Consider the following 26,248-nt stretch of genomic DNA (forward strand, 5'->3'; position numbering starts at 1 on the left):
GCCCTTGAATTCTGTGTGCAGATTATACAGAAAGCGTGTCACTTTCTAAAGGGTCAGTTTACACCCTATTTTGTCGCTTATTCTCTGCTTAGCGAAAAGCGACAAGATGACTAGCTAAAAGACATAAAAAGATAGCTCATAATGATCGCATCTTCGTTGCCTTGCTTAGTTGGGTAATAGTTACGACGACGATCGACTTCATTAAAGCCCGCTTTTTCGTAAAGATTAAACGCATTCACATTACTTTCGCGAACCTCTAGCCAAGCGCTTTCCGCGTCAGCTTGTTCGCATATATCAAGGAAATGTTCAGTTAACGCTTTACCATACCCTTTGCCTTGTTGGCTTGGGTCTACCGCTATATTAAGTAACGTGACTTCACCAACGATGTTTTGCGCGAAGAAGTACCCGACCACTTGCCCATCGACTTCGAGAACATGATGACAAGCGCCTCGACTCTCAAGATCTCGAATCATGGTTTCAGACCAAGGATGAGAATGTGCGGCCTGCTCAATCTGCCAAATGGCGTCTAGGTGTTGTTGTGAAGTCGGTAAAAATTGATTAGTCATAAGCACAAATTTGTTGCCATAAGTCGCGGCGATGTTGGTTATTACCGTTAATGTCAGACAGTAATGGCGATTGTAATGTTTTAGCCTTCAGCTCTTGAGTCGGCTCACACCCCGCAAACCACACCCACTCAACCGCCCCTAAATCCACCGAAGATAGGTGCTGAGGCTGAATGTGTAATGCCTGAAATAAGTCGAGCTTGATACTTTTGAGTACTCGTTCAAACATCACGGCGAGATCTTCCTGAGGCTTTTCAGGCGAAACCAACAGTAGCTTGCAGTCATTTGAGAGTGGCATCAATTCAGATTCATAACCCGCTAAACGCTCTGGGTGGCTAAGCTCCCATTGGCTAATGCCCATCTCTTGCAGGTATTGTGCGTGTGTTTGTGACATATCTAGCGGTGTAACCTTAGGTTTATAGTGGGCGATTTATTAGAGCGAAGTTAAAAACGAGCTCATCAGAGCTGGGCTGATACTAACAAAAAATAAAGGAGCATCAAGCTCCTTTATTTAGACTAAATCAGTTTGCATCATATTGCGTGGGAAATGGGCTTATAAGTCATTGAACTCAGGACTGTAAGCAATCTCACCAGAATGCCCAGCAAGCGCACCTTCAACTAACTCGATAGCTTGAAAGGCTCCCTCTGGCACATTCCAAGTGCAGCTCAAACCAAACTCACTCGCAGCCTTGAAACCAAAGCGGCCGTAATAGGCAGGATCACCAAGCACAACACAGGCTGGGTAACCAAAATCAACCAAAGTAGAGAAAGCATCTTCAACCAGTGATTTAGCAATGCCTTGGTTGCGGAACTCTTCTTTCACAGCAAGCGGTGCAAGCCCCTGCCAATTGTGATCGTCACCTTTAAGCGTGATAGGGCTAAACATCAGGTGACCAACCACCTCGCCTTCGTCAGAACAAGCCACCAGCGATAGCGTTAAATGACTATTCTCACGCAGGCTCATAACCAAATTAGCTTCTGCATCTGTTTCAAAAACAGATTTCAATAAACGATCAATGACAAGTATATCTGCCGGTGCTTCAGTTCGAATAAGCATTCATTACCTCACTTTGTGTATCTGGGGATTGTACTCCCTTCTGCACAAAATCAGCTAATTGATTTAACAAAGTTTTCATAGGAGTCGGCAATAAGTCCAAATCTACGCTATCCATCAAGTTTTTGACTTCTAAACCAAGCTCGGTATCGCCTTCAATAGACAGTCTACGTTGGAAGAAAAGCGTATCTGGGTCTTCTTTACGCCCCGCAATCAACACAAGGTCATTAAGATTCCCGCTAAAGCTTACATCTTCAGCCACCTCTTTATCAGCTACAACTAGTTGCTCATTTTTGTAACTAATACACCAACTTAACCCCATATCTTTTATTGAGACTTTAAGCCACTTATCTTCTAAGAACTCAAAGTCACCGTCCTCTAAAGCTTCCTTAAAGACATTCTTAAGCGCCTCCAACAAGGCTCTTTTTTGTACTGTTTTAGGCAATAACTGGACTGGAGATCGCAAAATTGATGCGGCATTTTGAACTAGTTGAGTGCGAATCTTGTTTATCACGTGACTTATCCGTAACTTTGTCAATAATATGGAATGCATCATAGATGATGTTAAGATCTCAGTTACTGTTATGTATCAAATTAACTTCTGTTTGATGCTCGACCTTTAATATCCTGAAAATCACAGTTATAGTAACTCAGGTAATGAGAATTACAGCGGATCGCTGCACTCACAGGTAAATATCGATAGCCACACAAAAAGTAATAAATATTTATCGATAGTGAATATTCAAGCTCTTGGAGAATTGGTAGTACTTTGATGCCTCCCCAGCAACTACAACATTGGTTTACCCAGCTAACTGCAAATAGTCCGTTCTTTTTTGCAGTACTTGATGCTCAACATAACTATTTTATGGTGAATGAGCGTTACTGCGATATTGCTGGTTTGAGTCAAACAGAGCTTGCAGGCATGAATGACCGCCAAACATTGGGCGAACAATTTTACCAACATCTTAAGCCTTACTATGAGCGTGCATTCAGTGGCGAAACGATTGAGGCCGAAGTCACCCTTAACGAAACTGACCTCGATACCAGCCTTCATTTCAGCCTATCTCCGCTTACCAATGGCAACAAAACCGACTACATCGTCTTTCACGCCTTCGACACATCAGAAAACCAAGTACTTGTCCGTTCTTTAGAAGAATCCGAAGCTAAATTCCACAAGCTATCTCAACTACTCCCAGACGGATTACTGCTCGTTGAAAGTGACTACATCTTGTCATCCAACCCAGCAGCAGCTCGCTTGCTTGGCTTTAACTCAACCACAGAGTTAATTGGCGAAGAATTGGGACGCCTATTTATCGATGAACAAACCAAAACAGTTTTCAATAATAACCTCACTTCTATTATTTCTGAGTCTGGTTTGGTTTGCTTAACGGGTGCCCGATGCGGCTTTGAACGTAAGGTTCAGCTCAACATCGACTCCACCACTGTTCTTGGAAGTAATACTCAGTTGGTGCTTATCCAAGACGCACAAGAAACCGCAAAACAATATACACCGGCAAACAGTGAAGATGCCTACATCGACGCACTGACTAAGCTCTATAACCGAGTTGGGTTTACAAAGCGTCTTGAGCAGTTCATTCACAACGATACGCCAGTGGTGATGCTCTACTTAGACATTGATAACTTTAAGAATATCAATGATTCACTTGGTCATCACATCGGTGACAAGGTGATTAAAGAGGTCGCTTCACGCCTTAAACGCTTACTGCCCCGTAAGGCTGTGATTGGGCATTTAGGCGGGGATGAGTTTGGTATTATCCTGCCAGAACCTGAACATCAGCGAACACCTGAAATGCTCGCTGAAAAGATCATCTCCCTGATCAATCAACCCTTCGATCTTCACCACTTCAGTAAACGCTTGGCCTGCTCGATTGGTAGCGTGAACTTCCCTCAAGATGGTACTGATGCTCGTATCTTGTTGCAAAATGCAGACACAGCAATGTATGAAGCGAAAGATCGTGGTCGCAACCGCTTGATCAAGTTCAACGAACAGATGAACAAAGAAGCGCGTATGCGACTGTGGCTGGAGATTGAGCTTCAGAAAGCGCTGCAACAAAATGGACTCGAGGTTTGGTACCAACCAAAAGTAAATGCCCGTGATTTCACCATCAACGGAGCAGAAGCTCTAGTTCGTTGGAAACACCCTGTCGAAGGCTACATCAGCCCTGCTGCTTTCATCCCAGTTGCAGAACGTGCAGGTCTTATCGAGCAGCTTGGTCGTGTGGTGATGCGTGAAGTATTCGCAACAGTTAAACGCTGGAAGATGCAGGGGATCCTACCTGGCCGTGTGGCAATCAACCTTTCTCCTGAACAGTTTGGGAACCCGAAACTGATTGATTACATGGAAAAACTGCTGCGTTCGACAGAACTAGACCCAAGTGCGATTACATTTGAGCTAACGGAAAGCGCGGTGATGAGTGATAGTGAACACACACTTCAAATGCTTAACGCCATCAAGAAACTTGGCTTTGCTCTCTCCATCGATGATTTTGGTACTGGTTACTCTTCACTGTCTTACCTTGCTCGCTTCCCAATTGATGAGCTAAAGATAGACCGTGCTTTCATCTCCGATATCGATACCCTACCAAAGCAAATCACCGTAATTGAAAACATCATCAACCTGGGTAAGTCTCTCGATTTAACTGTGGTTGCTGAAGGTGTCGAAACTAGTGAGCAAGCGACTCTGCTGTCTAATCTCAACTGTAGTTCGATTCAAGGCTTCCACTTCTACCGTCCGCAACCAAAACAAGATGTCGAAGAGTTGTTTGCCCAAAACCGCCGTCATAAGAACTAACTAACCGATTCAAGTACCTCATATTTAAACCAAGCCAACATGTAAAACGGTCACTCGTCAGTACCTCAAACGGAGTAAAAGCAGATTTATCCATCTAAACCTGCCTTACATCAATTCCGTCATTCACAATTCTTCATAAAATGCTCGCTTCAACTCAATTCTACTGGTAGTGAGCAAATGGAACTCTTATGCCCAGCGGGTAACTTACCTGCTTTGAAAACCGCTATTGATTGTGGTGCGGATGCTGTCTATATCGGATTCAAAGACGATACCAATGCCCGACACTTTGCAGGCCTAAACTTTGCGGGTAAAAAGCTCGATCGTGCTGTGCAGTATGTGCATGACCACAACAAGAAAATTCATGTTGCCCTAAACACGTTTGCTCACCCAAATGGCTTCGACCGTTGGACCAATGCCGTAGACAACGCTGCTGCGCTAGGTGTCGATGCACTGATCATCGCAGACATCGCGGTGCTTGAGTACGCAGCAAACAAATATCCAGATCTAGAACTGCATCTATCGGTACAAGCATCAGCGACCAATGCCGCTGCTATCGACTTCTACCATAAAAACTTCAATGTTAAGCGTGTGGTACTGCCGCGTGTATTATCGATCCATCAGGTCAAACAGCTTTCTCGTAATATCACTTCTGACGTTGACCTTGAAGTATTCGCTTTCGGTAGTTTGTGCATCATGGCAGAAGGTCGTTGCTACCTCTCTTCATACATGACTGGCGAATCACCAAATACGGTTGGCGCTTGCTCTCCTGCGAAATACGTTCGCTGGCAAGAAACAGAAACAGGCCTCGAATCTCGCTTGAACGAAATCCTTATCGATAAATATGAAGCAGGTGAGAACGCAGGTTACCCAACGCTGTGTAAAGGCCGCTTTGAAGCAGAGATCGATGGTGAACGTAAGCGCTATCACGCACTTGAAGAACCAACCAGCCTAAACACGCTATCAATGCTGCCAGAGCTTTTCGCTGCCAATGTTGCTTCAGTGAAAATTGAAGGTCGTCAGCGTAGCCCTGCTTATGTAGAGCAAGTTACTCGTACGTGGCGCGCTGCTATTGATCGCTACTTAGCAAACCCTGAACAATACCAAGTAGAACAAGCTTGGAATGCGACACTGGCGAATGTATCGGAAGGTACACAAACCACGCTTGGCGCTTATCATCGTAAATGGCAATAGAGCCAAATGGAGAACTCAATGAAATACGCATTAGGCCCTCTACTTTATTTTTGGCCAAAACAAGACGTTGAAAGCTTCTATGAGCAAGCGAAATCAAGCTCTGCTGATATCATATATCTCGGTGAAGCCGTGTGTTCAAAGCGTCGTGAGATGAAAGCAAAACACTGGATGGACATCGCTAAAGAGCTGTCTGCTTCAGGTAAGCAAGTGGTACTGTCGACCATGGCGTTGCTCGAAGCGCCAAGTGAAGTCAACATCATGAAGAAGTACATCGATAACGGTGACTTCGCGATTGAAGCAAACGACGTGTCTGCAATTCAACTGGCCAGCGAAAGCAAAGTCCCTTTCGTGGTTGGTCCTGCGGTGAACACCTACAACGCACGCACGCTGAACCTGTTCTTGAAACAAGGTATGACGCGTTGGTGTATGCCGGTTGAGCTTTCTCGCGAATGGTTAAGTAACGTAATGACCCAGTGCGAAGAGCTCAATATTCGTAATAAGTTCGAAGTAGAAGTATTTAGCCACGGCTACCTACCGCTTGCTTACTCAGCACGCTGCTTTACCGCTCGCGCTGAAAACAAAGCTAAAGACGATTGCGAAACCTGCTGTATCAAGTACCCAACAGGGCTACAAGTAGAAAGCCAAGAAGGCCAATCAGTATTCAACCTTAATGGTATCCAGACCCAATCAGGCTACTGCTACAACCTAGTCAATGATTTGCCGAACATGCACGACCTGGTTGATGTGGTTCGCTTAAGCCCACTCGGCGTTGATACCTTCTCTGAGATCAATAACTTCAGAGCGAACGAACAAGGTCAAAACCCGATGAAGATTGAAAGCCGACAATGTAATGGCTACTGGCATCAGCTTGCAGGTTTAGACGTCAAAAACATCTAAATACTATTTTCAAAACGAAAAAGGTCTAGCACATGCTAGACCTTTTTAGTTCGTCTCAAGAAAATCGACCTATGCCGTTGCGGTTTCCATCGGCGAGGCGTCGAGCTTCTTTACGTCTTTGTAGAGCATCACCATTACCACCGCGCTCAACGCGATATTAGACAGTGGATATGCAATCCAGATCCCCGGCACACCGTACAACTTAGGCATAATGTACAAGAAAGGTAACTGGATCAGCATATTGCCTATCGTTACAAACATCGCCTTGCTACCCTTGTTCACTGCCTGATAGTAAGCACCTGCTACTACCAAGAAGCCATCTAGGGCTAAGGCAAACATGTGAAGTCGAATACCCAACACGGTGTACTCAACTAACTGAGGTTCGTCCGAGTTAAAGACTGATACAAACTCACGTGGGAATGCGTTCAGAAGCAGCACGAACGCCACACCAATCAATACCGAACTCAGCATCGCAATCTTAAGTAACTTACGAATGTTCGCTTGGTTACGCGCACCATGGTTGTAGCTCACCAAAGGTTGCATGCCATTGGCGATACCTTCAGCCGTGAGATAATAAACCGTCACGATGTAGCCCAAAATCGCGTAAGCACCAATCATCAACTGGTCGCCATATTGGGAGAACAACGCATTGTGCAGCGCCACCATCATCGAACCATAAGCGTACATAAAGAAGCTTGATGTACCAATGGCGAAGATCTGTGGGATAACCGATAGCTTCAGTCGTAACTCATTCCAACGTAAGCGTAAATTTGCTCGACGTGAAAAGAAGTAAGCCAGACCTAAGCCCGTTACCACAAATTGTGCGATAGCTGTTGCTAGTGCCGCGCCCATCAACTCCCAACCATACAGAGCGATAAACAGGTAATCGAGTACGATATTAATCACAGCACCAACGATCATCAATATCGTGGCTAAATTAGGGCTGTCATCGTTACGCAGTAGAAACGGCATCGCGATCGAACCTAGCGTGAAGACACTAGCACCAATCAGAATGTGTAAGTACTGCAAGCCAAGTTCATACACTCGCCCTTCAGCGCCCTGCCAAAGCAAGAAATTATCAGCAAACAAAAACAGCAATGCGGAGACAATAGGCGTTATCGCTAACAACAAGGTTAAGCCCGTTGCTAAGATCTGCTTAGCGCCTTGAGTATCTTTTTCACCTTGGCGAATCGAGACCAGTGCACCGGTACCCACGCCCACCAACATACCAATACCGAGAATCGAACCAATCACAGGCCACGCAACATTGATACCTGCAAGTCCATCAGCCCCCACATAGCGGCCAATGAAAATGCCATCCACCACTTGGTACAGGCCATTAACCAACATGGCTGCCACGGTAGGGATTGTGTATCGCCAAAACTGACGACTAATTGAGTTACTCATTTCTTACTCTACTTTCATTTGTGAGTCGCATATCAACAAGATATGACTCGAAAAATTAGTTAACAAGGCTAACTAAATATCTAAATTATTTACTTCAAAGCTTTATTTAATAATAGGTTTAGCTGCTGAGATTCTTGCTCAGACAAACGACTTTCCAGTATTTGTGCCATGACCTGATAGATCTTACTTTCTTCTTCTAAGCCGACTTCAGCTTTGCTGGTCAGTACAACCAACTTAGACCTCGCATCTTCGAGCGAAGCTTTGCGCTCAACAAGCCCCTTTCTCTCTAGCCTCTGAACCATAGTGGTTGCTGAAGGCTTGGTCACCTGCATCTCAATCGCAAGATCAGTCAATCGGATCGGTTCAGGAGAGGATTGAATGACCTTCAAATAGTCATACTCGTTAAAGCTCAATTGGCAAATAGGATCTTCATTTACCTGAGTTCGCCATATCTTTGAAGCGAAACGCTCAATCTTTTCTAAATTCTGGTTTAGCATACTCACCCAATCAAAGAATAGCATTTAGTTAGCAAGGCTAACTATTTTAATGTTGTTTAAATAAAAATCAATCAAAACGAGATGAAGATCATAAAAAAGGAGCATAAAAAAACCGCTGACAGGCAGCGGCTTCTCGGAGTCAAAATGTATTGCTTACTTAGCGCTGGCTTCTTCTTCAGCCTCAGCTAACTTAACTTGTGCTAAGTGCTCGGCTTTAAGCGTGGTGAAGATACGGCTTAGCTCTAAGAAAGAGTAGCGGTGCTCTACATATTCATACACGTTGAAAGAGACTGACAACTTGTACAAAGAGATCGCATTCGCGTAGTCACCATTCATATGGTAACGCTTAGCAAGGTAGAAGTACGTCTCTGTTAGACGCTGCGCTAGTAACGTGTTGTCACGAGTACCGGTTAAGATCGCCTTAAAAGCCTGCTCTTCAGTAATGTCATCAAGCATAATCGCGACTAATACCCAGCCCCACTGCTCATCGCGACTCTCGTAACGTTTTTGTAAATCAAGCTTAGCTTGCTCTGGCGTTAGCTCATGCTGAATGATGTACAACCACAGAGCGCGAAACGGATCGCTAGGATCATCGGCATAGTGCTTCATCATCTCTTCATTAGCTAAGTCGTAACGTTCGCCATAATAAAGCGCGATAGAACGGTTTCTTTCTGCGTAAGAGTTTGCAGGATCAAGCTCTAACGTAGAATCAAAAGATTCATAAGCCGCATCAAACTCCCCTACCTGCGTAAAGTAAACACCCAAAAGATTGAAGATATCAGGTTGAGCTGGGTTCAATGAAAGAGATTGGTTGAAGTCGAGACGCGCGAGATCACGCAGGCCAACACTGTCGTAGTAGTTACCCCGTTCAAACAGCATCTTAGCTCGAACTTCATCGTTCAAATCTGGGCGCTGTAATAACTGACTAAGACGTGCAATTTGAACTTCTTGCTGAACGCTTGGTTGCAGTGGCACAGCCATCGGTGGATAAACCCAACGTGAGGCGTTATCTGATGTTGTCGCACAACCTGTTAGTACAAGCAGTAAACACATACTCGCGGTTTGAAACCATTTCACAAATAATTACTCCTGTTATGACCGCAATAAAAAAGGGGAGCGATATGCTCCCCTTTATAACATGCTTTGTTGACGATAGGTTAGAAATCACTAAAAAGCGATATCACCATCGACACACTGAGAATTACTCAGCAGCAGGTGCTTCGCCTTCAGCTGGCGTTTCAACTGCTTCTTTCATGCTTAGACGTACACGGCCTTGACGGTCAATTTCAAGAACCTTAACAGGAACTTCTTGACCTTCAGTTAGGTAGTCAGACACTTTCTCAACGCGCTTGTCAGCGATTTGAGAGATGTGTACTAGACCATCTTTACCTGGAAGGATAGTAACGAATGCACCGAAGTCAGCTAGACGAGCAACTTTACCTTGGTAAATGCGGCCAACTTCAACTTCAGCTGTGATCTCTTCGATACGACGGATAGCTTCTTTAGCAGCTGCGCCTTCAGTAGCAGCAATCTTGATTGTGCCATCGTCTTCGATTTCGATTGTAGTACCAGTTTCTTCACAAAGAGCACGGATAACTGCGCCGCCTTTACCGATAACATCTTTGATCTTATCAGAGCTGATTTTCATTGTGTGGATACGTGGAGCGAATTCAGAGATATCTTCACGAGCACCAGAGATAGCTTCATCCATTACAGAAAGGATGTGCTTACGTGCACCTTGCGCTTGGTTAAGTGCAATTTGCATGATCTCTTTAGTGATACCTTCGATCTTGATGTCCATTTGAAGTGCAGTGATACCAGCGTTAGTACCTGCTACTTTAAAGTCCATGTCACCTAGGTGATCTTCGTCGCCAAGGATGTCAGAAAGAACAACGAAATCGTCGCCTTCTTTAACAAGACCCATTGCGATACCTGCAACAGAAGCTTTGATTGGAACACCAGCATCCATAAGCGCTAGAGATGTACCACATACAGAAGCCATTGAAGAAGAACCGTTAGATTCTGTGATTTCCGATACAACACGAACTGTGTATGGGAATTCTTCAACAGAAGGCATTACTGCTTGGATACCACGTTTAGCAAGCTTACCGTGACCAATTTCACGACGCTTAGGAGAACCAACGAAACCAGTTTCACCTACACAGTATGGAGGGAAGTTGTAGTGTAGAAGGAAGTTGTCTTTCTTCTCACCCATTAGGCTATCGATGATTTGAGCATCACGTTGTGTGCCAAGCGTTGCAGTAACAAGTGCTTGAGTTTCACCACGAGTGAATAGAGAAGAACCGTGTGTACGTGGAAGAACACCAGTACGTACGTCTAGCGCACGAACCATGTCTTTTTCACGGCCATCGATACGTGGGTTGCCAGCGATGATGCGGCTACGTACTACGTTTTTCTCTAGAGAACCAAGCATGCCGCGGATTTCGCGCTCATCTAGGTTTTCGTCTTGTGCGATTAGAGCTTCAACAACGTCGTTCTTGATTGCGCCAACTTGCTCGTAACGAGCCATTTTCTCAGTGATCTGGTACGCGTCAGATAGACGAGTTTCAGCAAGTTCAGCAACTTGAGCTTTAAGCTCAGTGTTAACTGCTGGTGCTTCCCAGTTCCAAGATGGAGTTGCAACTTCAGCGGCAAACTCGTTGATTGCTTTGATTACAACTTGTTGTTGGTCGTGACCGTAAACAACAGCTGAAAGCATTTCTTCTTCAGATAGGTTATCTGCTTCAGATTCAACCATAAGTACTGCGCCTTCTGTACCAGACACAACTAGGTCTAGTTTAGAGTTTTCAAGCTCAGTATTTGATGGGTTAAGAACAAGTTCGCCGTCGATGTGACCAACACGTGCAGCACCGATAGGACCATTGAATGGAGCACCAGAGATAGCAAGCGCAGCAGACGTTGCGATCATAGTGATCATGTCTGGGTTTACGTCAGGGTTGATAGAAACAACCGTAGCGATAACTTGAACTTCGTTTTTAAACGCACTTGGGAAAAGTGGACGAATTGGACGGTCAATCAGACGAGCAGTTAGTGTTTCGCCTTCAGATGGACGACCTTCACGCTTGAAGAAACCACCAGGGATTTTACCCGCAGCGTATGTACGCTCTTGGTAGTTTACTGTTAGTGGGAAGAAGTCTTGACCTGCAACTGCTTCTTTCTTAGCAACAACAGAAACGAATACTGATGTATCGTCCATAGTCGCCATTACAGCAGCGGTAGCTTGACGTGCAATTACGCCCGTTTCTAGAGTAACGGTGTGGTTACCGTACTGGAACGATTTTACAACTGGTTTTTCAAACATTGTATATCCTTAGCTCTAAAGTCAGACTTTAGATTAAGTGAATAATGACTCAAGATATTACCAATCGCGACTAGTGAAAAGGGACTTAGGATGGTGACTCTTTGTATGAGTTCATACGCCGAATTAAGACCAAATCCGCCTTTGAATAGTCGCGACCTATTGGCCGACATCTGTGACTGTAATCTCTTGAGAGGTTGATTGCCAAACGCTGAAAACGCGATAGGCGGGCGTAGTATAAACTATTTTTATTAGGAGATATATTTCCTATCAGAAAAAGCCAGATGATATTCTGAGCATCCGGTCTCGCATTTTCTTACAGGCACAAAAAAAGGAGCATAAATGCTCCTTTTCTTCAAACTGTCTTTGCAGACATCGCTATTAGCGACGTAGGCCTAGACGCTTGATTAGGTCTTGGTAACGAGCAAGGTTTTTGCCTTTCAAGTAATCAAGAAGCTTACGACGGCTAGAAACCATACGTAGTAGACCACGACGGCTGTGGTGATCGTGTTTGTGCGCTTTGAAGTGACCTTGTAGGTGGTTGATAGAAGCAGTAAGTAGTGCTACTTGTACTTCTGGTGAACCTGTGTCGCCTTCAGATTGTGCGTATTCTGCAACGATTGCTGCTTTAGTTTCTGCATTCAGAGACATAATTCTCTCCTGATAAGAGTAAGTTTATATTTGTAGCAGCCAATCTCTGATTCAGCCGCTACGCGAGCCGAGGATTATAGGGAAGTTTGTCAGTTGGTGCAATAACAATCGAACCCATTGAAAACGAAAAAAGCGAACCACCTAAATTAGGCGTTCGCTTTCTGTCTTATTTGCTCGCATTTCAAGGCGAACCGCTAATATCAGACTCTATGTAAGCGCTACGCTTGTGGCTCTTCATCTCTGAAAACAACCAAACGCTTCGGTGCAACTCGGCCATCTTCGCCAATCTGAGCAACGCCGACAAACAGCTTCTCTTCGCCACTTGTCATACGAACCGTGCCTTCAGTTGGAGCACCAGCAACCTGGACGGGCATACCGTGCTGAACAAGGTCAGTCAGTTCCGCGTTCAGGTTTACTTCTGGTAAATCTTCAACGGCAGTGTCCATTGGCATCAGCAGTGGGTCAAGCAGCTCTTTCGGTGCAATTTCTTGCGCCTGTGCTTGCTCTAAGATCTCGTTTAACTGCTCCAAAGTCACCATACGCTCGTATGGGTACTTCGCGACACCTGTACGACGAAGCATGGTCACGTGAGCACCACAACCGAGCATTTCACCAAGATCGTCGGTAATTGTACGGATGTATGTGCCTTTCGAACAATGCACTTCCATTTCAACTTCATCACCTTCAAAGCGAAGCAATTCAATAGAGTACACAGTGATTTTACGAGACTCACGAGGAACCTCGATACCTGCACGCGCGTATTCGTACAAAGGCTTACCTTGATACTTCAATGCCGAAAACATTGATGGTATCTGATCGGTTTCACCCTTGAAGCTCGCAATGCAACGCTCAAGCTGTTCTTGAGTCACGTTGACATCACGTGTCTCTACCACTTCACCATCAGAGTCAGAGGTATTGGTACGCTCACCAAGCTTAGCGATAACAACGTAGCGCTTATCAGAATCTAGAAGAAACTGAGAGAACTTCGTTGCTTCACCAAGACAAATTGGCAGCATGCCAGTCGCAAGAGGATCCAGAGCACCGGTGTGCCCTGCCTTCTCTGCAAAGTAAATACGCTTTACTTTTTGCAGTGCATCATTAGACGAAATGCCAGTCGGCTTATCTAATAGAATTACCCCGTTGATAGGGCGACCTTTACGACGGCGAGCCATTACTCTTCGCCCTTAGACTGAGTTTCATCAGTGCGGCCAGCTTCTTCTTGCTTGCGCTTGTCGTCGTTCAGAACTTCACTTACTAGGTTAGACATACGCATGCCTTCTACTAGTGTGTTGTCGTAAGTAAAACGAACTTCAGGCGTTAAACGGTGGCGAATACGCTTACCAAGAGCCATACGAACTGGCACTTCATGCTCTTTAAGAGCTTTAAGACATGATTCAGGTGTTTGCTCACCAACACATAGGAAAGTCACGAACACTTTTGCGTAAGCAAGGTCACGAGACACTTCTACATCTGAGATAGTTACCATACCAATACGTGAGTCACGAACTTCACGTTGGAGGATAAGAGCAAGTTCTTTTTGAAGCTGCTGAGACACACGTTGTGTGCGGCTAAATTCTTTTGACATTTTCTTTTCTCACTTAGAAAGATGGGGGGCTTGGTAATTACCAGCCCCCCATGGTGTATTCAACAACCGATTACTTATTACCTTTATAAGTAATGTTAGTAACCTTAGTCAATATGTCGAGTCGTACAGACTGATTAGTCTAGAGTACGTTTAACCTCAACGATTTCGAATACTTCGATCTGGTCACCAACGCGAACGTCGTTGTAGTTCTTAACGCCGACACCACATTCGTAACCGTTCTTAACTTCTTGAACGTCATCTTTAAAGCGACGAAGTGACTCTAATTCACCTTCGTAGATAACAACGTTTTCACGAAGTACACGGATTGGGTTGCTACGCTTAATCGTACCTTCAGTAACGATACAACCAGCGATTGCACCAAGTTTAGGCGACTTAAATACGTCACGAACTTGTGCAAGACCAATGATCTCTTGACGGAATTCAGGAGCAAGCATACCGCCCATCGCCTGTTTAACTTCGTCAATCAGTTGGTAAATGATTGAGTAGTAACGTAGATCTAAGTTTTCGTTCTGAACCGTGTTACGCGCAGTTGCGTCAGCACGAACGTTGAAACCAAGGATGATAGCGTTAGAAGCTGCAGCAAGAGTTGCATCAGTTTCAGTAATACCACCAACACCAGAACCTACGATGTTCACTTTAACTTCGTCAGTTGATAGTTTCAGTAGAGAGTCAGCAATCGCTTCTACAGAACCTTGAACGTCAGCTTTAAGTACAACGTTAAGTTCAGCAACTTCACCCGCCGTCATGTTCGCGAACATGTTCTCTAGTTTCGCTTTTTGTTGGCGAGCTAGTTTAACATCACGGAATTTACCTTGACGGTAGTTAGCAACTTCACGTGCTTTACGCTCATCACGTACAACAGTCGCTTCGTCACCTGACGCAGGTACGCCAGAAAGACCTAGAATTTCTACAGGGATAGATGGACCTGCAGTTTCGATGTCTCTGCCGTTCTCATCGCGCATTGCACGAACACGGCCGTACTCTTGACCACAAAGAACGATGTCGCCTTTGTTTAGAGTACCAGACTGTACTAGTACTGTTGCAACTGGACCGCGACCTTTATCAAGACGAGATTCAACAACAACACCAGACGCCATGCCTTCTTTAACCGCTGTAAGCTCAAGAACTTCAGACTGAAGAAGGATTGCTTCTAGAAGACCATCGATGTTTGTGCCCTGTTTTGCAGAGATGTGAACGAAGATGTTCTCGCCGCCCCACTCTTCAGGGATAACGTCGTATTGAGCTAGCTCATTCTTAACGTTGTCTGGGTTTGCACCTTCTTTATCGATCTTGTTCACAGCAACAATCAGAGGAACGCCTGCCGCTTTCGCGTGCTGGATTGCTTCGATTGTTTGTGGCATTACGCCATCGTCTGCTGCAACTACAAGTACAACGATATCTGTCGCTTGAGCACCACGAGCACGCATAGCGGTAAACGCCGCGTGTCCAGGAGTATCAAGGAAAGTGATCATGCCGTTGTCAGTATCTACGTGGTAAGCACCAATGTGCTGCGTGATACCGCCAGCTTCGCCAGAAGCAACGTGTGCTTTACGAATGTAATCAAGTGTTGAAGTTTTACCGTGGTCAACGTGACCCATGATAGTAACAACAGGAGCACGACCTTCAGCGATAGCATCGCTATCACGGTCAGCTAGTACTGCTTCTTCAAGTTCGTTTTCTTTACGCAGGATTACCTTGTGACCCATTTCTTCAGCAACAAGTTGTGCTGTTTCTTGGTCGATCACTTGGTTGATAGTCGCCATAGCGCCCATCTTCATCATTACTTTGATAACTTCAGTTGCTTTAACTGACATTTTGCTCGCCAGTTCAGAAACAACGATAGTTTCGCCGATAGCAACGTCAGATTTAGCAACAGTCGCTGACTTATCGAAGCCTTGCTGCATTGAAGTTGGTTTAGCAAGCTTACCTTTACCGCCACGACCACGTTGGTTACGACCACCACGGTTGTTTGCAGGTTGGTTAGCAGGAGCTGCTTTCTTCTTGCGACGACGAGGTGCTTTCTCATCTTTCTTATCTGCCGCATCTTCAGCTTCACGAGCGTAAGTAGAAGTAGTCACATGGTAATCCGCAGATTTCTCTTGCTCTTTCTTCTTCTTCTCTTCTTCAGACCAACGTTCTTGGTTCTCTTCTGCTAACTTACGAGCTTCTTCAACAAGCTTAGCTGCTTCAGCTTCTGCTTTACGAGTTGCTTCTAGCTCTTGACGAGCTTTAAGTTCATCCGCTTCTTTTTTCGCTTGTGCGTTAGCGTCTGCATTTTTTGAATTCATGTCTTTTTTAGCCTTTTCAGCTTGTGCGCGTTGAGCCTTCTCTTCAGCTTCACGTTTTGCATCCGCTTCACGTGTTACTTTTTCTTCGGCTTCGCGCTGTGCTTTCTCTGCAGCATCACGTTTCGCTTGCTCTTCAGCATCGCGTTGTGCTTTCTCTTCCGCTTCACGATTAGCCGCTTCCTCAGCTTCACGTTTCGCTTCATCTTCAATAGTGCTGCGCTTCACGTAAGTACGTTTTTTACGTACCTCTACTTGAACATCCTTACTCTTACCGCCTCCAGCGGCAACACTTAGCGTGCTGCGGGTCTTGCGTTGAAGAGTTAAACGAGTCGGTTCTGTTTCACCAGAAGTATCGCCGTGCTCCTTTTTAAGGTGCGTTAGCAATGTTTGCTTCTCTGAATCAGTCACTTGATCCGACCCTGATTTCTTCATGCCTGCATCAGCAAGTTGTTCAATTAAGCGGTCAACTGGCGTACCAATCTCTTCACTCAGTGCTTTAACTGTTAATTGTGTCATACCGCTTTCTCTCCTTGCTGAATTATTCTTCGTCGCCGAACCAACAGATGTTACGCGCAGCCATAATTAGCTCGCCTGCGCGCTCTGCAGTTAGGTCTTCGATGCCTTCTAGTTCATCAACGCCTTGGTCAGCTAGGTCTTCCAATGTCGCAACGCCTTTTGCTGCTAGCTTGTAAGCCATTTCACGCTCAAGACCTTCAAGTGCAAGTAAGTCTTCAGCAGGCTCAACACCATCGAAAGTTTCTTCTTTCGCTAGCGCTAGAGTAGTCAGTGCGTCTTTCGCGCGGTTACGTAGTTCTTCAACGATACCTTCATCTAGACCATCTACTTCAAGAAGCTCGTTCACAGGAACGTATGCTACTTCTTCAAGCGTAGAGAAGCCTTCTTCAACAAGCATTTGAGCAAAGTCTTCTTCAATGTCTAGGTGCTTCATGAAGTTTTCAATAGAAGCAACTGCTTCTTCTTGGTGCTTCTTCTCAAGGTCAGCAACAGTCATTACGTTCAGTTCCCAACCAGTAAGTTGAGAAGCTAGACGTACGTTTTGACCGCTACGACCGATAGCTTGTGCTAGGTTATCCGCTTCAACAGCGATATCCATAGAGTGTGCGTCTTCATCAACGATGATTGAAGCAACATCAGCAGGAGCCATTGCGTTGATTACGAATTGAGCCGGGTTATCATCCCAAAGAACGATATCAATACGCTCACCGCCAAGATCGTTAGAAACAGCTTGCACACGTGCACCACGCATACCAACACACGCACCAACTGGGTCAATACGTTTGTCGTTTGTTTTCACAGCGATTTTAGCACGAGAACCCGCGTCACGTGCTGCACCTTTAAGTTCAATTAGCTCTTCACCAATCTCAGGCACTTCAACACGGAATAGTTCAGCTAGCATTTCTGGCTTCGAACGAGTAACGAAAAGCTGGAAACCGCGAGCTTCTGGTTTAACTGCGTAAAGAAGACCACGAACACGGTCACCTGGACGGAAGTTTTCACGAGGAAGTTGGTCATCACGAAGGATTACCGCTTCAGCGTTGTTACCTAGGTCTAGGATAATAGTGTCACGGTTAACTTTCTTAACTGCACCAGTTACTAGCTCACCTTCGTTATCAATAAACTGTTCAACGATTTGAGCGCGTTCAGCTTCACGTACTTTCTGTACGATAACTTGCTTAGCCGTTTGAGTGGTAATACGGTCAAACGTTACTGATTCGATGTCATCTTCAATGAAACCGCCAAGTTCGATCTCTGGGTCATCGTACTTTGCAGCTTCAATAGAGATTTCTTTTGTTGGGAATTCAACTTCCTCAACAGCTTCCCAACGACGGAAAGTTTCGAAATCACCCGTTTTACGGTCGATTTCAACACGAACTTCAATTTCTAGTTCGCTTTTCTTTTTTGTTGCCGTTGCAAGCGCGATTTCAAGCGCTTCAAAAATACGCTCACGAGGAACTGCTTTCTCATTAGAAACAGCTTCTACTACCGCCAAAATTTCTTTGTTCATTAATCTAGCCTCTTAAGCTCTTCTCTCTAGGAGAACTAAAATTTAGGGATCAGGTTAGCTTTCGCAATATTGCTCAGGACGAATTCTTCTTCTTGTCCTTCAACCAATACTTTCACTGTCTCGCCTTCGATAGATTGGATATCACCTTTCCATTTACGACGGTTGCCGACAGCCATTTTCAAAACGATGCTTACCTCGTGACCAATAAATTGTTGGTAATGCTCTGCTTTGAACAGTGGTCTCTCTAAACCTGGTGAAGACACTTCAAGGTTATAAGCCACTGAAATTGGATCTTCAACGTCCATTACGGCACTTACTTGGTGACTAACTTCAGCGCAATCATCTACATTGATACCGTTTGGTGAATCGATGTAAATACGTAGCGTTGAGTGCTCACCAGCACGAATAAATTCTAATCCAACTAACTCATAACCTGATGCTGCTACTGGAGCGTCAAGCATTTCAGTAAGTTGTCTTTCTAAACCAGTCATTTAACCACTCCAGAAACAAAAAAAGGGCTCAAAGCCCAATTTAAATTCCAAGCAAACATTATCTAAGCGCATTTATAAATGCTTAGATAACAAAAAACCCCGTATAAGCCGGGGTTTTTGTTGCTGGACCCTTATATGTTAAGTGCCATCACATTCGATATTACACTTAACTCACAGTGAGGTTCACACTGTGCAAACTTGCTACCAATACAAGCTATATAATAGCATTGAAATTGGTTGCGGGAGCCGGATTTGAACCGACGACCTTCGGGTTATGAGCCCGACGAGCTACCAAACTGCTCCATCCCGCGTCCGACTTGCGAGCATTATACGCCCAACAAGATGTTTTACAAGTTTGTAAACATGGTGCCGAGAGAGGGACTCGAACCCTCACACCCTAAGGCACTAGCACCTCATGCTAGCGTGTCTACCAATTTCACCATCTCGGCATCAAATCTTTACAGATTATTGTGGAATTTCGTCGCCTTGCGCCGGAACTTCACTCACTGCGTCATCAGCTTGTTGAATTACCTGACCTTGAGTCGGGTCAATCCATTGTGACTCAGTTTTATGTGTAGACATATTACCAAGCACTAAGCTAAGGATAAAAAATGTAGTTGCAAAAATTGCAGTCATTCGGGTAAGGAAATTTCCTGAGCCACCAGCACCAAACACAGTGTTTGAAGCGCCAGCACCGAAAGAGGCTCCCATATCTGCGCCTTTACCTTGTTGAATCAACACTAGGCCAATTACACCAAGCGCTGCCAACAGGTAAATCACAAGTAGAACTGTAAACATTTTTCCACCTATGTTCCTAATTGTTGAGCCAGCGCCGTTCAAAAAACTATTTTTAAGAACAAGGCTAGCGACCTCCTAACTGAAGGCCGAGCAATACTAGCGAATGCGACGATGGCTGACAAGGAGAATTTGCTAAAAAATAAGCCTTTACCAAGTGAATGGTCAAAAAAAGGTCAAAAGCGACACAAAACTCATTTACGTCTCTTTTGACCGTTATATCTTGACCGTTATATAAGTCAATCACTTCTAATCACAGGCGCTATTCATTGCGCCTGTTTAGTAAAAGGTTAAATTAGCAGTTTGCTTTTACTGCATCGGCAATCTTAAGCGCGGATGCTTGAACAAGCTCAGCATCTTCGCCTTCAACCATCACACGCAATAGTGGCTCTGTACCAGACTTACGTAATAGCACACGACCTTTCTCGCCAAGTTCAGCTTCAACTTCAACAACAGCTGCTTTTACTGCTTCTGCTTCTAGTGGGTTTGAGTCTCCACTGAAACGAACGTTTTCTAGAACTTGCGGGTACAACGTCATGCCCTGAGACAGCTCATTCAGAGTCATTTCGCTATCAACAACTGAAGCCAATACTTGCAGCGCAGCAACGATAGCATCACCCGTCGTTACTTTATCTAATAGGATAACGTGACCCGAGTTCTCTGCTCCAATCTTCCAGCCTTTAGCAAGAAGTTGCTCCATTACGTAACGGTCACCAACTGCAGCACGAACAAACGGAATACCTAACTGCTTAAGGCCATTTTCCATACCCAAGTTGGTCATTAGTGTACCAACAACACCACCTTTCAACTCACCACGACGCAGTGCATCGCGTGCAATGATGTAAGCGATTTGGTCACCATCAACTTTGTTGCCTAGCTCGTCAACCATGATGATACGGTCGCCGTCACCATCAAAGCCCAGACCTAATGCCGCTTTTTCTTCAAGCACTTTAGCTTGCAGAGCACGTACATCCGTCGCGCCTACTTCGTGGTTGATGTTAGTACCATTTGGCTCAACACCAATAGCCACAACCTCAGCACCCAGCTCTTTAAATACAGCAGGCGCAATGTGGTAAGTGGCACCATGGGCACAATCGATAACGATCTTCATGCCAGCTAATGTCATTTTATGTGGGAACGTACTTTTACAGAACTCGATGTAACGGCCAGCGGCATCGTTCAAACGTACTGCTTTGCCTAGCTCCGAAGAATCAACGCATTCAATGTCTTTGTCCAGTTCAGCTTCAATCGCCAACTCGATATCGTCCGGTAGCTTTGTTCCCTCAGAAGAGAAGAACTTAATACCGTTATCGTAGTAAGGGTTGTGTGATGCTGAGATAACAATACCAGCTTCAGCGCGGAACGTTTGTGTTAGGTAAGCCACGGCTGGTGTTGGCATTGGGCCAGTAAAAGTAGCCTGAAGACCCGCAGCAGCGAGACCAGCTTCTAGAGCAGACTCCAGCATGTAGCCAGAGATACGGGTGTCTTTACCAATGATGACTTTCTTAGTGCCCTGTTTCGCAAGAACACGACCCGCAGCCCAGCCAAGCTTCAGAACAAAATCAGGTGTAATCGGGTATTGGCCAACTTTGCCACGTACACCATCTGTGCCGAAGTAACGTCTCTTATCAGACATATTGATTTTCCTTAATTATGATTAGTGATTGTTATTCATCACTTCGATTATCTTCATCGCTTCCAATGTATCTTCAACATCGTGAACGCGAATAATTTGTGCACCTTTGATTGCAGCGATGGTAGCGCAAGTGACGCTAGCAACCATGCAATCTGCTGGAGCTTTGTCTAGTAGCTTAAAGAGCATCGACTTTCTCGACATCCCCGCTAAGACTGGCAACCCAAGCCTGTGAAATTTTTCAAGGTGCGCTAATAGGTGGTAATTATGCTCAATGGTTTTACCAAAACCAAAACCAGGATCCAAAATCAGCTGATCTTTTGGTATGCCAACAGCCTCACACGCTTCAACCCTTTCTTTTAAGAACGCTTCAACATCCGTTAGGACATCATCGTAATTTGGGTTGGCTTGCATGGTTCTTGGCTGACCTTTCATGTGCATCAGGCAAACTGGCACATTAGCATCGGCGGCTGCCTCTAGAGCTCCGGGCTCTTGCAATGCGCGCACATCATTGATCAAATCAGCCCCTGCTTCAACGGCTTGGCGCATCACTTCAGCTTTACTGGTATCAATAGAGATCCACACATCGAACTTGGCGCGAATTGCTTTAATGGCAGGTATAACGCGAGCGAGCTCTTCTTCTAAAGATACGTCAGGTGCTCCCGGGCGAGTTGACTCACCACCAATGTCAATAATGCTAACACCTGCTTGAATCATTCGCTCTGCTTGCAGTAAAGCATTATCTAATGAATTGAATTTCCCGCCATCAGAGAAAGAGTCAGGCGTAACATTGAGGATACCCATCACATGTGGGCGGTCTAAAACGAGCGTTTTATTATGTGCTTTTAATATCATGGAAGGTGGGTCTTAAAGGTAAAAACATCTTGGGCTATAAACAGAAAAACCCTGAGCGTACTCAGGGTTTTAATTTAAAGCCTAGTGATTAAGAATCTTTGTTTTGAGCATCATCTGATTCAGACTTAACTTCTTCAACTTGCGACTCTTCAGCTTTTGGTTCGGCTGCTGCTTCTTCTGATTTCGCTTCAGGTTTAGCTTCTTCCTTTGCAGGTTCTGCTTTCGCCTGATCACCCCAACCAGCTGGCTCACGAATGTCGTCTTTACGTTCCATCAAGTCATCAATCTGACCTGCATCAATCGTTTCAAACTTCATTAGCGCGTCTTTCATCGAGTGCATGATATCCATGTTCTCTTCAAGAATTTGCTTCGCACGAGCATAGTTGCGGTCGATTAGAATACGAATTTCTTCATCGATCAGCTTAGTCGTATCGTCAGAAACATGTTTCGCTTGGCTCATACCGCGACCTAGGAAAACTTCGCCTTCTTCTTCAGCATATAGAAGAGGACCCAGCTTTTCTGAGAAGCCCCACTGCGTTACCATCTTACGAGCAATATCAGTTGCACGTTCGATATCGTTAGACGCACCAGTCGAAACTTTGTCTTTACCGTAGATAAGTTCTTCAGCAAGACGACCACCGTACAAACTAGAGATCATTGATTCTAGATGTTGGCGAGACATGCTTACGCGGTCTTGCTCAGGTAGGTACATAGTTACACCAAGCGCACGACCACGTGGAATGATTGAAACCTTGTACACTGGATCGTGTTCAGGCACCAAGCGACCAACAATTGCGTGACCCGCTTCGTGGTAAGCCGTTGACTCTTTCACTTCTTCAGACATCACCATTGAACGGCGCTCTGCACCCATCATGATTTTGTCTTTAGCTAGTTCGAACTCAACCATAGATACATTACGCTTGTTACCACGAGCAGCAAACAGCGCCGCTTCGTTCACAAGGTTCGCAAGATCTGCACCAGAGAAACCTGGAGTACCACGAGCAATCAGAGATGGTTCAACATCACCCGATAGTGGCACTTTACGCATGTGTACTTTAAGAATCTGTTCACGACCACGTACATCTGGTAGACCAACCACAACTTGACGGTCAAAACGACCAGGACGAAGTAACGCAGGGTCTAGTACGTCTGGACGGTTAGTCGCAGCGATAACGATAATACCTTCGTTACCTTCGAAACCATCCATCTCAACCAGCATTTGGTTCAGTGTTTGTTCACGTTCATCGTGACCACCACCAACACCAGCGCCACGTTGACGACCTACAGCATCGATTTCATCGATAAAGATGATACAAGGTGCCGCTTTCTTCGCTTGTTCGAACATGTCACGCACACGAGATGCACCAACACCAACAAACATTTCAACGAAGTCAGAACCAGAGATAGTAAAGAACGGTACTTTCGCTTCACCGGCAATCGCTTTTGCAAGCAATGTTTTACCCGTACCAGGAGGACCAACCAACAAGATACCTGTCGGGATCTTACCACCTAGCTTTTGGAAGCGGCTTGGGTCACGAAGGTAATCCACAAGCTCTTTCACGTCTTCTTTTGCTTCGTCACAACCAGCAACATCAGCAAACATCGTTTTGATTTGTTCTTCGCTCATCATTCGAGCTTTACTCTTACCGAAAGACATCGCGCCTTTACCGCCGCCGCCGCCTTGCATTTGACGCATGAAGAAAATCCATACACCAATCAGTAAGATCATAGGGAACCATGAGATGAAGATAGTGCCAAGCAGGCTCTGTTCTTCAGGTGGTGTACCCTGAACTTTTACGTTTTGATTAATTAAGTCATCAAGTAGCTTTTGATCATAAACAGGCATGTAAGTTACATACTTAGAGCCACCACCACGACGTGTGAAAGTGATTTCGCTGTTATTGAACTGTGCGTCTTGAATCTGGCCTTGGCCAACTTCCTGTACAAACGTGGTGTAATCTACTGCTCTGCCGTTACTTTCCCCAGGGCCAAAGCTCTGGAATACCGACATCAACACTACCGCGATAACAAGCCACAGAATTAAATTTTTTGCCATGTCACTCAAGGTGTAAGCCTCTCGATAACTAATTGTAATTAAAGGTAGGGTACTACAGTTTGTAACCTGTAGCCATGTTGTTAACTCTCACTATTGGAAGAGAATCGTTAACCTTTGTAACCAGTGGCTACGATAAACACTTCACGAGATCGAGCTCGAGAAGAGTCGGGTTTTCTAACTTTTACTGTTTTAAACATCTCGCGGACGTCCTTAACGTATTGGTCAAACCCTTCGCCTTGGAATACTTTTACAACAAAACTACCATTGGTAGCTAGAACTTGTCGACACATATCCAAAGCTAATTCAACTAAATACATAGCTCTTGGCTGATCCACAGAATTGTTGCCTGCTATATTAGGTGCCATATCTGACATCACGACATCAACCATGTTTGGTTGTATACGCTCCAACAAGGCATCTAGCACAGCTTCTTCGCGGAAATCGCCTTGTAAAAAGCTAACGCCAGCAATCGGGTCCATTGGTAACAAGTCACACGCAATGATTTGTCCGTTGTCTCCAACAATCTTAGCAGCATATTGAGACCAACCGCCAGGTGCTGCACCCAAATCCACAATGGTCATCCCAGGAGACAGCAATTTATCTTTCGTTTGAATCTCTTCCATTTTGAAATAAGCACGTGAACGATAGCCTTTCTTTCTTGCTTCATTTGCGTACTTGTCGTCGAAGTGTTCCTTCAACCAACGGCCTGAACTGGCCGAGTGTTTCTGTTTGCTCATTGGATACCTAAATTGGAGGAAAGTACTAATTGCTGAATAAATTATAGTCTTCAGCTTTAGATGGCGTTAAAATAGGTTTTTTCAACCCTAATAGTAAAGAAAATTGGCCGCGTAATGAACCTAAGTACCAAACAAAAGCAGCATCTAAAGGGCCTAGCTCACAGTTTAAAACCTGTTGTGCTAATGGGCGCAAATGGACTTACTGAAGCTGTTCTAGCGGAAATCGAATTAGCTCTAGACCACCACGAACTGATCAAGATTAAAGTTGCATCAGAAGACCGTGAGACTAAGCAACTGATTATCGATGCAATTGTACGTGAAACTAAAGCTGAGAAAGTACAGACTATCGGTAAAGTTCTAGTACTGTTCCGTCAGTCAGAAGCACGTAAAATCGAGATTCCACGTAAATAAGCGAGCTTAATATAAGCTAACTTCACTAATAGAAAGCAACAGCGCTTATCTTTTAGTGTAGCGTGAGAAACGAAAAAGGTCGCATTTAGCGACCTTTTTACTTATTAGAAACAAAGAAAATTCAATTAGATATATTCTACTTTGTCGATTTCGAAGTCTTTGTCACCACCAGGAGTAGAGATCATGACTTCGTCGCCTTCCATTTTACCGATAAGGCCGCGAGCAATTGGCGATTTCACAGAAATACGACCCGTTTTGATGTCTGCTTCGTCTTCTGAAACGATTTGGTAGCGGTACTCTTCGTCTGTATCCACATCGATTAGCGTCACTGTCGTACCAAAGATAATCTTGCCCGTATTATCCATTTGCGTTACATCGATGATCTGAGCCAGTGATAACTTATATTCAATATCACGGATCTGAGCTTCACAAATACCCTGCTCTTCACGAGCGGCGTGGTATTCAGCATTCTCTTTCAGATCACCTAGTTCACGTGCTTCACCAATAGCTGCTGAGATAACAGGGCGTAGCTTAAGTAGGCGATCTAATTCGTCACGTAGCTGCTGAGCGCCACGTACTGTCATTGGAACCTTTTCCATTTTTTACCTCTATGCCAAAGCTTTCTTTGGCCAACATAAATACACCCAACATAGTTATTGAGTGATAGAAACAAAACGATTTGGCTTAGTGTAAACAAACTTTATGGCTAAATCACCTTTATTCCACTTTGCGTTATAAAAGCTTTATCTAGGTCTAAATTACAGATATCACAAAAATGAATAATAACCTCCCCATCAATAAGCTCAGGAATAAATACCTAAAAAAACAAAAAACAAACAAAATAAACACAGATCACACTTTTATAAAAGCAATTACAAAACAATGACTTAAACAACAAGAGACATAATAAAACAGTGTTCATTTTTTAGTTTTATATCATTTTACTAACTGACCATGGA

General features: G+C 44.7%; 24 protein-coding genes and 2 tRNA genes. 4 read left to right on the plus strand and 22 right to left on the minus strand.

The annotated features are described in order from the left end of the window. Positions 1 to 110: 110 nt before the first annotated feature. From rimI to ubiT, 4 genes are all read right to left on the minus strand, one after another. Complete coding sequence (gene rimI / locus CWO27_RS05945) at positions 111 to 566, minus strand: ribosomal protein S18-alanine N-acetyltransferase (RefSeq protein ID WP_102433381.1); 456 nt, start codon at positions 564 to 566, stop codon at positions 111 to 113. Further along, entirely contained in the window at positions 559 to 957 is a 399-nt protein-coding gene (locus tag CWO27_RS05950; RefSeq protein ID WP_102433382.1) for a DNA polymerase III subunit psi, read from the minus strand. Before CWO27_RS05950 ends, rimI begins: the two co-directional genes overlap by 8 nt. A gap of 159 nt (positions 958 to 1,116) precedes the next feature. Continuing rightward, positions 1,117 to 1,620 carry a GNAT family N-acetyltransferase gene (locus CWO27_RS05955; protein ID WP_102433383.1) on the minus strand — a complete coding sequence of 168 codons (504 nt, stop codon included), beginning with the start codon at positions 1,618 to 1,620 and terminating at the stop codon, positions 1,117 to 1,119. Continuing rightward, a complete protein-coding gene (ubiT, locus tag CWO27_RS05960; protein WP_032545250.1) occupies positions 1,604 to 2,131 on the minus strand; it encodes a ubiquinone anaerobic biosynthesis accessory factor UbiT in 528 nt (175 codons plus the stop codon). Before ubiT ends, CWO27_RS05955 begins: the two co-directional genes overlap by 17 nt. A gap of 258 nt (positions 2,132 to 2,389) precedes the next feature. On the opposite strand from ubiT, the gene CWO27_RS05965 reads away from it, so the two are divergent. The 3 genes from CWO27_RS05965 to CWO27_RS05975 all read left to right on the plus strand — a co-directional run bounded on the left by CWO27_RS05965 (position 2,390) and on the right by CWO27_RS05975 (position 6,517). After that, a complete protein-coding gene (locus CWO27_RS05965; protein ID WP_048658152.1) occupies positions 2,390 to 4,429 on the plus strand; it encodes a bifunctional diguanylate cyclase/phosphodiesterase in 2,040 nt (679 codons plus the stop codon). Between the two features lie 177 nt (positions 4,430 to 4,606). Then, the gene (gene ubiU, locus CWO27_RS05970; RefSeq protein WP_017068227.1) at positions 4,607 to 5,620 is read left to right on the plus strand and encodes a ubiquinone anaerobic biosynthesis protein UbiU; all 1,014 of its coding nucleotides are present in this window, start codon (positions 4,607 to 4,609) and stop codon (positions 5,618 to 5,620) included. A gap of 18 nt (positions 5,621 to 5,638) precedes the next feature. Then, positions 5,639 to 6,517, plus strand: a complete 879-nt coding sequence (locus tag CWO27_RS05975; protein ID WP_008218800.1) for a U32 family peptidase — start codon at positions 5,639 to 5,641, stop codon at positions 6,515 to 6,517. A gap of 69 nt (positions 6,518 to 6,586) precedes the next feature. On the opposite strand, the gene CWO27_RS05980 is transcribed toward CWO27_RS05975, so the two are convergent. The 17 genes from CWO27_RS05980 to rlmE all read right to left on the minus strand — a co-directional run bounded on the left by CWO27_RS05980 (position 6,587) and on the right by rlmE (position 24,878). Further along, a complete protein-coding gene (locus tag CWO27_RS05980; protein WP_055319586.1) occupies positions 6,587 to 7,924 on the minus strand; it encodes an MATE family efflux transporter in 1,338 nt (445 codons plus the stop codon). A gap of 89 nt (positions 7,925 to 8,013) precedes the next feature. Continuing rightward, positions 8,014 to 8,421 carry a MarR family winged helix-turn-helix transcriptional regulator gene (locus tag CWO27_RS05985; RefSeq protein WP_009847536.1) on the minus strand — a complete coding sequence of 136 codons (408 nt, stop codon included), beginning with the start codon at positions 8,419 to 8,421 and terminating at the stop codon, positions 8,014 to 8,016. A 153-nt stretch (positions 8,422 to 8,574) separates the two neighbouring features. Next, positions 8,575 to 9,498 (minus strand): lipoprotein NlpI, encoded by a 924-nt coding sequence (nlpI, locus tag CWO27_RS05990; RefSeq protein ID WP_048658156.1) that lies wholly within the window; start codon positions 9,496 to 9,498, stop codon positions 8,575 to 8,577. 124 nt (positions 9,499 to 9,622) lie between these two features. Beyond that, complete coding sequence (pnp, locus tag CWO27_RS05995) at positions 9,623 to 11,743, minus strand: polyribonucleotide nucleotidyltransferase (RefSeq protein WP_019819855.1); 2,121 nt, start codon at positions 11,741 to 11,743, stop codon at positions 9,623 to 9,625. A 378-nt stretch (positions 11,744 to 12,121) separates the two neighbouring features. After that, positions 12,122 to 12,391 carry a 30S ribosomal protein S15 gene (gene rpsO / locus CWO27_RS06000; protein WP_010436144.1) on the minus strand — a complete coding sequence of 90 codons (270 nt, stop codon included), beginning with the start codon at positions 12,389 to 12,391 and terminating at the stop codon, positions 12,122 to 12,124. A gap of 218 nt (positions 12,392 to 12,609) precedes the next feature. Next, on the minus strand, positions 12,610 to 13,563 hold the full coding sequence (gene truB, locus CWO27_RS06005; RefSeq protein WP_050620004.1) for a tRNA pseudouridine(55) synthase TruB: 954 nt from the start codon (positions 13,561 to 13,563) through the stop codon (positions 12,610 to 12,612). Continuing rightward, on the minus strand, positions 13,563 to 13,976 hold the full coding sequence (rbfA, locus tag CWO27_RS06010; protein ID WP_017065964.1) for a 30S ribosome-binding factor RbfA: 414 nt from the start codon (positions 13,974 to 13,976) through the stop codon (positions 13,563 to 13,565). Before rbfA ends, truB begins: the two co-directional genes overlap by 1 nt. A gap of 134 nt (positions 13,977 to 14,110) precedes the next feature. Then, positions 14,111 to 16,801 carry a translation initiation factor IF-2 gene (infB, locus tag CWO27_RS06015; RefSeq protein WP_055319587.1) on the minus strand — a complete coding sequence of 897 codons (2,691 nt, stop codon included), beginning with the start codon at positions 16,799 to 16,801 and terminating at the stop codon, positions 14,111 to 14,113. Between the two features lie 22 nt (positions 16,802 to 16,823). Continuing rightward, entirely contained in the window at positions 16,824 to 18,311 is a 1,488-nt protein-coding gene (gene nusA, locus CWO27_RS06020; protein WP_017059230.1) for a transcription termination factor NusA, read from the minus strand. A gap of 35 nt (positions 18,312 to 18,346) precedes the next feature. Next, positions 18,347 to 18,802, minus strand: coding sequence for a ribosome maturation factor RimP (rimP, locus tag CWO27_RS06025; RefSeq protein ID WP_004738265.1), 456 nt, complete (start codon positions 18,800 to 18,802; stop codon positions 18,347 to 18,349). A 234-nt stretch (positions 18,803 to 19,036) separates the two neighbouring features. After that, positions 19,037 to 19,113: transfer RNA gene (locus CWO27_RS06030), tRNA-Met, on the minus strand. Positions 19,114 to 19,166: 53 nt separating this feature from the next. Beyond that, positions 19,167 to 19,251, minus strand: a tRNA-Leu gene (locus tag CWO27_RS06035). Between the two features lie 16 nt (positions 19,252 to 19,267). Next, entirely contained in the window at positions 19,268 to 19,600 is a 333-nt protein-coding gene (gene secG / locus CWO27_RS06040; RefSeq protein ID WP_017059392.1) for a preprotein translocase subunit SecG, read from the minus strand. A 292-nt stretch (positions 19,601 to 19,892) separates the two neighbouring features. Then, a complete protein-coding gene (gene glmM / locus CWO27_RS06050) occupies positions 19,893 to 21,233 on the minus strand; it encodes a phosphoglucosamine mutase (RefSeq protein ID WP_017059393.1) in 1,341 nt (446 codons plus the stop codon). 21 nt (positions 21,234 to 21,254) lie between these two features. Then, positions 21,255 to 22,085, minus strand: coding sequence for a dihydropteroate synthase (gene folP, locus CWO27_RS06055; RefSeq protein ID WP_107898703.1), 831 nt, complete (start codon positions 22,083 to 22,085; stop codon positions 21,255 to 21,257). Between the two features lie 88 nt (positions 22,086 to 22,173). Continuing rightward, positions 22,174 to 24,141, minus strand: coding sequence for an ATP-dependent zinc metalloprotease FtsH (ftsH, locus tag CWO27_RS06060; protein ID WP_048658160.1), 1,968 nt, complete (start codon positions 24,139 to 24,141; stop codon positions 22,174 to 22,176). A 107-nt stretch (positions 24,142 to 24,248) separates the two neighbouring features. Then, positions 24,249 to 24,878, minus strand: a complete 630-nt coding sequence (rlmE, locus tag CWO27_RS06065; RefSeq protein WP_017059396.1) for a 23S rRNA (uridine(2552)-2'-O)-methyltransferase RlmE — start codon at positions 24,876 to 24,878, stop codon at positions 24,249 to 24,251. Positions 24,879 to 24,992: 114 nt separating this feature from the next. Between rlmE and yhbY the strand changes: the two genes are divergently transcribed. Beyond that, positions 24,993 to 25,289 (plus strand): ribosome assembly RNA-binding protein YhbY, encoded by a 297-nt coding sequence (gene yhbY, locus CWO27_RS06070; RefSeq protein ID WP_004738252.1) that lies wholly within the window; start codon positions 24,993 to 24,995, stop codon positions 25,287 to 25,289. Positions 25,290 to 25,414: 125 nt separating this feature from the next. Here the strand turns inward: yhbY and greA are convergent, their stop codons facing one another. After that, positions 25,415 to 25,888: a transcription elongation factor GreA gene (greA, locus tag CWO27_RS06075; protein WP_102433387.1), complete on the minus strand. Its 474-nt coding sequence runs from the start codon at positions 25,886 to 25,888 to the stop codon at positions 25,415 to 25,417. Between the last annotated feature and the right edge of the window lie 360 nt (positions 25,889 to 26,248).

Source organism: Vibrio sp. 10N.286.51.C3 (assembly GCF_003050065.1).
Taxonomy (GTDB): Bacteria; Pseudomonadota; Gammaproteobacteria; order Enterobacterales; family Vibrionaceae; genus Vibrio; species Vibrio crassostreae.

Excerpts from the sequence above, each read along its gene's own strand:
- rimI (WP_102433381.1), bottom strand. The coding sequence starts at position 566 with ATGACTAATCAATTTTTACCGACTTCACAACAACACCTAGACGCCATT.
- CWO27_RS05950 (WP_102433382.1), bottom strand. The coding sequence starts at position 957 with ATGTCACAAACACACGCACAATACCTGCAAGAGATGGGCATTAGCCAA.
- CWO27_RS05955 (WP_102433383.1), bottom strand. The coding sequence starts at position 1,620 with ATGCTTATTCGAACTGAAGCACCGGCAGATATACTTGTCATTGATCGT.
- CWO27_RS05965 (WP_048658152.1), top strand. The coding sequence starts at position 2,390 with ATGCCTCCCCAGCAACTACAACATTGGTTTACCCAGCTAACTGCAAAT.
- ubiU (WP_017068227.1), top strand. The coding sequence starts at position 4,607 with ATGGAACTCTTATGCCCAGCGGGTAACTTACCTGCTTTGAAAACCGCT.
- CWO27_RS05975 (WP_008218800.1), top strand. The coding sequence starts at position 5,639 with ATGAAATACGCATTAGGCCCTCTACTTTATTTTTGGCCAAAACAAGAC.
- CWO27_RS05980 (WP_055319586.1), bottom strand. The coding sequence starts at position 7,924 with ATGAGTAACTCAATTAGTCGTCAGTTTTGGCGATACACAATCCCTACC.
- CWO27_RS05985 (WP_009847536.1), bottom strand. The coding sequence starts at position 8,421 with ATGCTAAACCAGAATTTAGAAAAGATTGAGCGTTTCGCTTCAAAGATA.
- pnp (WP_019819855.1), bottom strand. The coding sequence starts at position 11,743 with ATGTTTGAAAAACCAGTTGTAAAATCGTTCCAGTACGGTAACCACACC.
- rpsO (WP_010436144.1), bottom strand. The coding sequence starts at position 12,391 with ATGTCTCTGAATGCAGAAACTAAAGCAGCAATCGTTGCAGAATACGCA.
- truB (WP_050620004.1), bottom strand. The coding sequence starts at position 13,563 with ATGGCTCGCCGTCGTAAAGGTCGCCCTATCAACGGGGTAATTCTATTA.
- rbfA (WP_017065964.1), bottom strand. The coding sequence starts at position 13,976 with ATGTCAAAAGAATTTAGCCGCACACAACGTGTGTCTCAGCAGCTTCAA.
- infB (WP_055319587.1), bottom strand. The coding sequence starts at position 16,801 with ATGACACAATTAACAGTTAAAGCACTGAGTGAAGAGATTGGTACGCCA.
- nusA (WP_017059230.1), bottom strand. The coding sequence starts at position 18,311 with ATGAACAAAGAAATTTTGGCGGTAGTAGAAGCTGTTTCTAATGAGAAA.
- rimP (WP_004738265.1), bottom strand. The coding sequence starts at position 18,802 with ATGACTGGTTTAGAAAGACAACTTACTGAAATGCTTGACGCTCCAGTA.
- secG (WP_017059392.1), bottom strand. The coding sequence starts at position 19,600 with ATGTTTACAGTTCTACTTGTGATTTACCTGTTGGCAGCGCTTGGTGTA.
- glmM (WP_017059393.1), bottom strand. The coding sequence starts at position 21,233 with ATGTCTGATAAGAGACGTTACTTCGGCACAGATGGTGTACGTGGCAAA.
- folP (WP_107898703.1), bottom strand. The coding sequence starts at position 22,085 with ATGATATTAAAAGCACATAATAAAACGCTCGTTTTAGACCGCCCACAT.
- ftsH (WP_048658160.1), bottom strand. The coding sequence starts at position 24,141 with ATGGCAAAAAATTTAATTCTGTGGCTTGTTATCGCGGTAGTGTTGATG.
- rlmE (WP_017059396.1), bottom strand. The coding sequence starts at position 24,878 with ATGAGCAAACAGAAACACTCGGCCAGTTCAGGCCGTTGGTTGAAGGAA.
- yhbY (WP_004738252.1), top strand. The coding sequence starts at position 24,993 with ATGAACCTAAGTACCAAACAAAAGCAGCATCTAAAGGGCCTAGCTCAC.
- greA (WP_102433387.1), bottom strand. The coding sequence starts at position 25,888 with ATGGAAAAGGTTCCAATGACAGTACGTGGCGCTCAGCAGCTACGTGAC.